The sequence below is a fragment of the Sphaerochaeta sp. S2 genome, from assembly GCF_016406725.1.
Taxonomy (GTDB): domain Bacteria; phylum Spirochaetota; class Spirochaetia; order Sphaerochaetales; family Sphaerochaetaceae; genus Sphaerochaeta.
Map to the genome: position 1 here is coordinate 1 of NZ_JAEKNT010000129.1, position 3,769 is coordinate 3,769.

4 protein-coding genes are annotated in these 3,769 nt (G+C 48.6%); all 4 read right to left on the reverse strand.

What is annotated here, in order from left to right:
• The coding region (locus tag JF818_RS03490) for an energy-coupling factor transporter transmembrane protein EcfT (protein ID WP_198890595.1) at positions 1-564 on the reverse strand (564 nt) is incomplete at its 3' end.
• Positions 561-1,985, reverse strand: a complete 1,425-nt coding sequence (locus tag JF818_RS03495) for an ATP-binding cassette domain-containing protein (RefSeq protein ID WP_198890596.1) — start codon at positions 1,983-1,985, stop codon at positions 561-563. The genes JF818_RS03490 and JF818_RS03495, both read right to left, overlap by 4 nt.
• Before the next feature lie 8 nt (positions 1,986-1,993).
• Positions 1,994-2,734 carry a 1-acyl-sn-glycerol-3-phosphate acyltransferase gene (locus tag JF818_RS03500; RefSeq protein WP_198890597.1) on the reverse strand — a complete coding sequence of 247 codons (741 nt, stop codon included), beginning with the start codon at positions 2,732-2,734 and terminating at the stop codon, positions 1,994-1,996.
• Between the two features lie 14 nt (positions 2,735-2,748).
• On the reverse strand, positions 2,749-3,769 hold a 1,021-nt coding region (locus JF818_RS03505; protein WP_198890598.1), incomplete at its 5' end, for an ABC transporter ATP-binding protein.

Sequence of the window (3,769 nt, forward strand, 5' to 3'; positions counted from 1 at the left end):
CTTGAGACGTTGGCCAAATTTCTTCTTTTTCTCATCCTCAGCTTCGCGTAGGCGATGAGACTCAGATATCTGGCTGAAACCATCCGCAATAAACGGAATATAGGTAAAGGCAAGTGTCACTACCAAGCTGGCCTTATAGGGAAGATGGTACCACCTCAGGGCAAGCATAACCTCATGCATAACCGTGGTGGCAAACAGCAGGGTGCACACGTAGGTGATACCGATAAATCGGCTCATCAATCTCAAGGCTTGTTCCAAACCTTCAGCCGTGATCACGGTAAAACCTCCAATGGATAACAGTGGAGATCCATCCCGTACATTGAATGGCATGAAAAGCACCATAAAAAGAAGCATCGGTGAAATGGAAACAAAGGTTCTCCATGCATGGTGCCAACCTGCATTGGTAGAGCCGGATAAAATAACCAAGCCGACCACAATGGAGAGATGAAGCAGGGAGACAGGGAGAAAGAACCAGACACACATCAGGAGCATCAACAGGAGCTTTGCACGTGGGTCAAATCGGTAGAGCCAACCCGTTCCTGCAATATACGTATTGGTCGTCATACTGCGCTCAGCCTCCCATCCTCAATCGTATAGGAACGTTGAGCTACCTTGTCGGCAAATTGCCGGTCATGAGTGATGAGTAGGATTCCTGCCCCATTATGTCGTAAGTGGGCAATGATGGAAAGCGCACTCTGATAGGTCAAGGCACTGTCGAGTTCATCTAGAATATAGAAGGGACGGTCAAGAAGATAGTACACTGCTGCCTGGAGTGCTTTACGTAGTGGATAGCTCATGGTAGTGGGGGTATCATCAAGATCGAGGGAGAACAGTTCAGCACAATCAGCTACCTGCTTCTCAACTTCCTTTCTGGACAGGTCAGAGCGACGTTTCAATGACCAGGAGAGCTCTTCTGCAACCGTAGGAAGGAAGATTTGCAGGTCAGGACTCTGGAATAAGTACCCTACCCGTTTGGAAAGTTGCTTTCCCTCATATGGTTTTCCATCAATGGTAATCTGCCCACCTAGGGGAGCATCCAAACCACAGAGCAAGCGACTGAAAGAACTCTTGCCACTTCCGTTAGGTCCAACAAGGGTTACCAACTCTCCACTTTGCAGTTGGAATTGGGGTACTTCCAATGTAAAATGTTCACTTTCTGCAGTACTCACCCTGCTACGCTCGGCCTGGAGAGACAGACAGGAGAGTATTCGTCTTTGAGAAGGCAATACGTGTTCTCTTTCCAATGGGCTTGGAAGGTCATCACCGCAGAGGTGCGCAAAGCGAGTAAGCAAGGAGTTTGTCTCACCTTTTACAACAACTCCTTCATCGAGTAAGAGAACCTGGTCAAAGAGGTCATCGAACTCACCAAGGTACCGGCTCGCAAGCACCAGCACCGTCTTGTTGCTTGTTGCTATAAGATCTTTGAGTTGGTCTCTCCAATGTTGGTCCAGATCATCGAAGGCCTCGTCCAACAACCAGAAGGAAGCATCTATAGCCTGCATCGTGGCAAGGAGCACCCGTTTGCGTTCCCCCCCACTGAGTTCCTGCTCACTACTGGTTCTCAAATCCTGAAGTCCCCAGTGTGTTATTGCTTCCTCGATTCGCGCCTCCATGGTTGCTCTATCCATGCCCATGGACTCAAGAGGAAATGCAATCTCTTCCTCAACCGAGGTAGCTACAAACTGCTCTTGGGGGTTCTGGGAGACATAGGTGCACACTGGCAGAAGATCCCAGGGATCCAAATCTCCAAGTGCTTTTCCATAGAGACGTATCAGGCCATCCATTTCTCCTGGAAAATATTTGGGACAGACCCCACAAATAATCTTTGCGAGCGTAGTCTTTCCCCTGTTGAAGGGAGCAAGCAAGAGGGTCTTGCTTCCCGAGGGGATCTGCAGAGAAAGCCCACGAAAGAGTGGATCATTCTGTTTCCCTGTCCATGACTGGTAGGTGAAAGAGAGATGCTCTATGGAGAGTGCGTTGATCATGGTCACCCTTATACTTGGCCGGGAAGTTCGTCAAACCGTTTGGCGATGGTTCCATAGACCGTTTCATGAAGCGTTGCAAGCTCTTCAGTGCTCAGATTGTCCGTGTAGATTGGCTTTCCAATGGAGACATATGCATGAACACGCTTAAAACCATGCGACTGTTCCAACCCAGCACGTAGTCCCTTGATGGTCATGGGCACGATGACCGAGTTTGAGCGAGTCGCGAGTTTTAGGCTCCCTTTTTTCAGTTCACCGATGCTTCCACTCTTGCTTCTTGTTCCCTCGGGGAAGATCAACATGCTTTTTCCACTCTTGAGAAGTTCCACACCCCTGAGAATGGCATTGATGGCATCACGAGGACTTATTCGGTTGATGAAAACACAGTCCAAAGCATAACACCAGAGATTGATGACAGGAATACGCTTAACCTCTGCCTTTGCCATGATGGATGCCCAAAGATTGACCGGCCCTACAAAGGCAGCTATGTCGAGCATGCTCTGATGGTTTGCCATGTAACATACTGACTGCTCGGGTGGAAGGTTCTCCTTTCCATCAACATGGACCTTGATCCCTAAAAAGAAAATGATGGAACTGCCAATAAAGTGCCCACAAGCACGCAGATATCGATCCCCAGCTTTTCTGAAGCCGAGGAGACGTAACAGGTAACCAAGAGGAAATGCATACACAAGTGAAAGCGCTATAATAGGGATTACAAATATTCCTGCAAATGCTATGCGTATCTTCTTCATGCATACTCCTCCCGCTAAGAAAAGTCCTGTGTCTTGTAGAGTTTTGCATACTGGCCATCGATTGCAAGCAACTGCTCATGGGTTCCAGACTCTACCAGTTTACCCTCATCAAGAACCAAGATGCAATCTGCATGTTTGACGGTTGTAAGACGATGGGCAATGACAATAGCTGTTCGACCCTTTGAAAGACGGTGGAAGGCTTCATTGATCAACTCTTCGCTTTCTGTATCCAAGCTGCTGGTTGCCTCATCAAATATGAGAATCTGAGGATTTTTCAGGAATACCCGTGCAATGGAAATTCGTTGTTTCTGCCCACCGGAGAGCAGTGTACCCCTCTCCCCTACCTGGGTATCGAGACCAAGGGGAAGTGAACGGACAAAATCCCCGAGGTTTGCTGCATCGAGTGCCAGCCATAGCTGATCATCGGTTGCATCAACCTTTCCGTACTTCAGGTTCTCCCGGATTGTGTCATCGAAGAGGAAAACATTCTGCTGGACAAACCCAATATTCTGCCTGAGGGAGTGCTGTGTCAATTCCCGAATATCTTGCCCATCAATCATCACCTTGCCTTCACTCGGCTCGTAGAAGCGAGGGATCAAGCTGGCAAAGGTGCTTTTTCCAGCTCCTGACTCGCCTACCAATGCATAGGTAGAACCACCGGGAACCGTGATGTCCACATCCTTGAGGATCACCTCTGAAGAGTTCTCATAGGAGAATGAGACATGGTCGAAACGGACCGTACCATCCTGGATTTTCAGACTCTTTGCATCCTTCACATCCTGGATATCCGGGTTCTCATCCATCACCTGCGTGAATCGCTCAAAGCTTGCCATGCCTTGCTGCAATTGCTCAGTGAAGTTGATCAGGCGATCAATGGGAGGGAGCACCACCCCAACATAGAGAATGAAGGTGACCAGATCATAGGACTGAACTTTTCCCATGAATATCAGCAACGTTCCACCGGCGATGGTACAGAAATAGTAGAGCTCACGGAAGAACCCCAAGATGGAGTGATAACTTCCCATCACCTTGTAC